The sequence below is a fragment of the uncultured Nostoc sp. genome (genome assembly GCF_937863485.1).
GTDB lineage: Bacteria > Cyanobacteriota > Cyanobacteriia > Cyanobacteriales > Nostocaceae > Nostoc.
In genome coordinates, this window is record NZ_CALMFY010000090.1 from 1 (window position 1) to 5,748 (window position 5,748).

Consider the following 5,748-nt stretch of genomic DNA (forward strand, 5'->3'; position numbering starts at 1 on the left):
GGGAAATAACCAATGCCCAATGCCCCATGCCTCATGCCCGTGACTATTGACTATTGACTATTGACTACTGACTCTTTTTTTATCACTATCGAGCCGATAACAATAAGTAGCGCACCGAATGCAAGAAATGCTAGATCCCAAACTAACTGATTTGGGCCTGGTTTCACATGATGGATACCGAGAATTTGGTGGTCAATTAGACCTTCAACGAAGTCAAATAACCCAGATCCAATCACTATTGACCCAATAAAGGTTTGTGATGACCAAGGAACATCATCACGCCCTCCTGCACGCCATAGCAACACAAGTCCTACCACGGTGAATATCCAATCCAAGGCATGAAATAACCCATCCCATACCATGTTCAAATCTATATTCGCCGTGTTTGTCAGAGGTCGAATGCTACTGAGCATATGATGCCACTGGAGGAGCTGATGCAGTAAAATTCCATCAAGAAATCCTCCAAGACCCACACCAAGACAAATTCCAGCACTAATTAGCGGTGCGCGTTGGTAGAAGGTTTCACTTTTTGCCTCCATTGTCAACCTCATAGATCGGCTTTCTTACCAAAATACAACATCTTTTGGGAAAAAAATCTTCTATCTTGAGGCAAGTACGATCATTCAACTTAAATTAATCAATTTTCAAATTTAATCTGCATACCCGCTTTCACTGGGTCGAAATCTTGAGGAAAATGGGTGCTGCGATCGTAGTCTGCTTTTTCCAGGTTCGCTCCTTTGAGGTCAGCTTGGCACAGATTCGCTGACATCAACAATGTTCCCCTAAGATCAGTATCCTTGAGATTAGCTTGACTTAAATCGGCAAAGCTCAGGTCAGTTCCCCTCAAATTAGCGCCACTCAAGTTAGCTTCACTCAAGTCAGCATAACTGAGATCAGATCCTTTCAAGTTAATGCTTTGCAAATCAGCATCACCCAGTTCTGCTTTACTAAAATCTCGTTTTCCGGCTGCATAACTCTCCATAAGAGTAGCGGCACTATTTATCGGCTGTTGAGAATTGACTTCAGGCATATAACAGCCTCATGGGTTATCTCGTTATTACTTTGATATTAAGGAATAAGAATTAAATAACATAGAATTTATGTCCCTGACTTACCTCACCCTCAATCCCTCTCCTTTATAAGGAGAGGGAAGCAAGATAAAGGATGAAGTTTTGTATTTTATTTAATCCACGTTTCTAAGGATGAAAATTCTCTCACTTCATCCTTCCTAAATGTAATACATGAGTTCCTTCTGCTTGCGGATTGATCTTCGCTCACAAAGGTCTTGGAGTGTATATTTTTCCAAAACGGAGTTAGCAGCCTGACGTGCTTCCTGCCAGACTTCCTGAATTAGCTCACCTTCTACCGTGTTGGGAGTCGGCTCACAATTAGAGACAACAATATCTGACCCTTCCATGCAGCTAAAAGCATCGAACACTGTAATCTTACCAGGTTCTCGTGCCAGAACATAGCCACCTTTGGCTCCGCGTATACTCTTAATTAAACCTCCACGCCTTAATGTTGCCAGAAGTTGTTCCAAATAGCGGTTCGGTATGTCTTGCAATGCCGCTATCTCTCGAATTTGTAGGGCTTCACCCTTAGGGTAGCAGGTTGCCAACTCTAACAGGGCTAGAAGTGCGTATTCTGATTTGTTAGAGATTACCACAGGCGTAATATTTTGAAGTCATATTTTAAAGATACAAAGTCCTTGAGTTCGTTTCCCTAACCTACTGTTAAGAAAAACTTTACAATTAACTTATTGTTCACAGGCTAACTCTACTTTAAAGACCTTCCAGAATAGAAGCAACTATTTTTTGCTTTTAATTCGATAAATAAAAGTGATTGATTATTGTACTGTCTTTTGGGTTTAAGAGTTTAACAGTTATTAGTTATCAGTTTCATCGCTTGAGTTTAAGTTCCATGCCATAGGTTTAATAACTGTTGACCAAGAAGCAGGGGAGCAAATAGGCAGAGGTGTATGGCAGGAACCCCTAACGTGGGATGGGGTGGCAGAGAAGATATGTTTTAGAATGCAACTTGGTGTAAAAATAGTTTAACGAGTCTTTGATACTCATTAATAAGCCTTAGAACTCCGTTAACGAGTTCTTTGATACTCAAAGGACGCAGATCATAAGTGGTTATGCAAAATTATTTATGTCATTGCGAGCGAAATGAAATGTAGCAAAGCAATCCCAAACCGCAAGTGAATTGCTACCTTGCGGGAACGCCTGCCGTAGGATGCCGGAACGCAAGAGCGTCTCCTTTAGGAAAAAGGCTGTAATACCATTTCACTTTAATAATGATACAAATACGTTGGTAAGGGCATGGCATTGCCATGCCCCTACAAGAAATCTATCTGTATCAGGGTTTTCGTGAATTGGTATAAGGCGAACATTTCGCTTTGCTTTGGCAATGACAAATGTATATTTAATTTTGCACTACTACTTAACTCCACTCCTCTGCCTCTTTGTTGACTTGTTTATGGACTTTCAACAAATTTTATTTGGAAGTTCCTAAATCCTTTTGTCTGGCAATGTTGCTTAATTTGGCTCTTAAATCTGCCCATTTGACCCCTGCTAGGCTGGGCAAAACAACATGAGCGGCTCCAACTCGTTCAGCGGGGCCGAGTCCTACTGCCCACATACCAGCGGCTAGAGCCGCTTCAACACCTGCTGCGGCATCTTCTACAACTACAGATTGCTCTGGTTCGAGTCCTAGTTGCTTGGCTGCATACAGAAACAGGTCGGGTGCTGGCTTGGGTTCCTGTACACTATAACCGTCAGCGATCGCATCTATTTTATCAGCAATGCCCAGTCGCTCGATCACTGTGCGGGCATTTTTACTACCTGAACCAATACCGATTTTAATCCCAGCTTGCCGCAGTTCATCCAAGAAGGCGATCGCACCTGGTAACAAATCCTGGGGCGTCATCTTTTGCATCAATTCCACATAATAGCGATTCTTGCGCTCCATCATCTCCTCGATTTGTGCTTCCGAATACGGTCTATCCTTAAGAATCAGCATCAGGGAAGCACGACGGGATACACCCCGCAACGCTTCGTTAGCCTCCCGATTAAACGGTATACCCTCTTCATCTGCTAGTTTTTGCCAACCTAAATAATGAAGTTCTGCTGTATCTGTTAGCACACCATCTAGGTCGAAGATGAATCCTTGGATGTTGAAGTTATCGGTTGCTTCGCTCTGGGATTGGGGATTGGGAACTGGGGAGGCAGGGGAATCAGCCTGGTGTTCAGAAGCTTCTGAGCGGAAATTTGGGGGATTTGCAGAAAGGGAAAGTTGGAGAGATTTTAGTTGATTAGTTATATCCTGGGCAACTTGTCCCGCACGGAGATCGAACTCGTGCCATTTCCCGCGCCAGTGCAGTTTAAACTTCAGGCGTGTCCAGCCAGGGGGCAGGTGGGGATTGGCTACGGGGCCATTTTCGGTTAGTTGGATGCCACCGAATCCAAAAATTACAGCTTGCCAAACGCCACCAGCAGTAGCGCCATGAATTCCATCTTTGGTGTTACCTCGGTTATCTTCAAGATCCACCATTGACGCGTGCATAAACCGTTCGTAAGCTTCCGTTGATTTGCCCAAATCGGAAGCTAAGATGGCGTGAACTGCTGGCCCAAGGGACGAACCATAGGTAATGTCAGTGCGGGGTGCGTAGTAGTCCCAGTTTGTCTGCAATGCTTTTTTGTTGTAGGGAAAATCTGCTGATTCCCGCATTAAATAAAGCAGCATCAATACATCCGGCTGCTTGAGTACTTGAAATTTATTGGTTTTCTCAATACCCAAGATGGCTTGCATGGAGCGATCGCGTGGTTCATGTTCTGCTAAGTTAATATCTTCCAATTGGAAAAATCCCTCGATCTGCTCAATTAGTTCTGTTGATGGGTCATAGAAAAACAATATTTTGGCGATGATATCTTGCCAGTGCGCTCGTTCTTCTGGGGTGAGTTTTAGTTTCTCTTCTAGTTCGCTGGCTCGTTCGGGGAATTTGTCAACCAACCAATCATAGACTGCGATCGCTTTCTCTAAATGCCATTGCGCCATCCGGTTTGTAAAGGCGTTGTTGTGGACGAATTCATGGTATTCATCCGCTCCGATCACTCCCCGAATTTCATACTTTTCCTGCTCAGGATTGAATTCTACCCGGCTACCCCAAAAAATGGCGGCATCCAAGATCACCTCTGCGCCGCACTTTTGCATCCACTCATCGTCACCAGTGGCTTGCCAGTAGTTCCAGATGCCGTAGGGGATATCTGCATTGATATGAATTTCGCGATCGCGGCACCAAATCCGCACGTCTTCACCATAAAAATCACTTTCGAGTGCCCAACGTGGTGTCACTTCATCTCCGGTATCTGCACTTTCCCAGGCATACATTGCCCCTTTGTACCCGTAATGGGCTGCCTTGCGTTGCGCTCCTGGTAAGGTGTGCCAGCGGTAACTGAGTAAGTTGTGGGCGATCGCTGGTTGGGTAAACAGAAACAGGGGCAGCATAAAAATTTCTGTATCCCAAAAGATATGACCGCGATAACCAAACCCCGAAAGGGTTTTAGCAGGAATACTCACCCGATCATCATTATGTGGCCCAGCAATCAGCAGCTGAAACAGATTGTAGCGAACTGCAAAAGTAGCTGTACTATCCCCTTCAATGAGAATGTCACTTTGCTGCCAAACCTCATCCCATGCCTGTAGATTGGCTTTTTGTAATGTTGCAAAGTCTGGCAGGTGTGCAAGTTTTTCTTGAGCTGCTGGGACTGGTGTTTCAATTTCCCGCGAGGTAAAAACTGTGACGATTTTTTCTACTGTTACGCTCTGTTGGGCTTTCGCCTCGTAGGTTGTACTCAAGGTAGGATAACCAGGTGCGGTACTGACTTGCAAAGATGCTTCAGTGCCTAATATTGTTACCTTAGCTGCCATACCGAGTTCAATGCGGGAGTTGCGGGTGCGGCGTTGCAACCAGATTCCTTGGTTTGTCTTGCCCTGATCCAGTCCTTCCCAGTGATTGAAACCCTGATTTTCTGGATAGCCGTTAATGCTAGCTTGAACTTCAATTAACCCATCAAAATCTACTGGCGTTATTTTGCAGCGTAGCGCCAACACGTGCGGATCTGCAAGACTAGCAAAGCGTTCAAAATGGATATCTATGGTGTTCCCACTCGGAGAACGCCAACGCAAGGCACGGATCACTAGTCCTTGACGCAGGTCAAGTTGGCGATCATAGCTTAATATCTCACCTTGATCCAGACGGAAGCGATCGCCATTCACAATCACTACCAACGGTAGCCAGTCCGGGCAATTTACCAGTTCAGTGTACACCACTGGCACATCGTCATAGACTCCGTTGATGAAAGTAGCTGGCAATGCATGAGGATGCCCTTCCTCAAAACTGCCCCTTGTTCCCAAGTATCCATTGCCGATTGTAAAGACGGTTTCTTTGGATTGCAATTCCTCAGGGTCAAACTGGGTTTCGATTAATATCCAGTCTGTGTAGATAAAATGGCGAGAACGACCTTTTGTTTGCATAAAGTGGGGAGTGGGGATTTTGAGTCTTTGAGAGAGATGAACGGAGTTCAAAGGTGGATGAACGAGTCTTTGAGAGAGATGAACGGAGTTCTAAGGTGGATGAACGAGTATCAAAGGCAGATGAACGGAGTTCCGAGGTGGATGAACGAGTATCAAAGGTGGATGAACGAGTATCAAAGGTGGATGAACGAGTATCAAAGGTGGATGAAT

4 protein-coding genes are annotated in these 5,748 nt (G+C 44.8%); all 4 read right to left on the reverse strand.

All coding sequences use genetic code 11. From position 1 onward, the window contains the following. Positions 1–50: 50 nt before the first annotated feature. On the reverse strand, positions 51–539 hold the full coding sequence (locus Q0541_RS12050; protein WP_298910317.1) for a DUF2243 domain-containing protein: 489 nt from the start codon (positions 537–539) through the stop codon (positions 51–53). 98 nt (positions 540–637) lie between these two features. Beyond that, the gene (locus Q0541_RS12055; RefSeq protein WP_298910309.1) at positions 638–1,030 is read right to left on the reverse strand and encodes a pentapeptide repeat-containing protein; all 393 of its coding nucleotides are present in this window, start codon (positions 1,028–1,030) and stop codon (positions 638–640) included. Positions 1,031–1,228: 198 nt separating this feature from the next. Further along, positions 1,229–1,666: an Rrf2 family transcriptional regulator gene (locus Q0541_RS12060; protein ID WP_298910312.1), complete on the reverse strand. Its 438-nt coding sequence runs from the start codon at positions 1,664–1,666 to the stop codon at positions 1,229–1,231. An 833-nt stretch (positions 1,667–2,499) separates the two neighbouring features. Then, a complete protein-coding gene (pgmB, locus tag Q0541_RS12065) occupies positions 2,500–5,538 on the reverse strand; it encodes a beta-phosphoglucomutase (RefSeq protein WP_298910314.1) in 3,039 nt (1,012 codons plus the stop codon). Between the last annotated feature and the right edge of the window lie 210 nt (positions 5,539–5,748).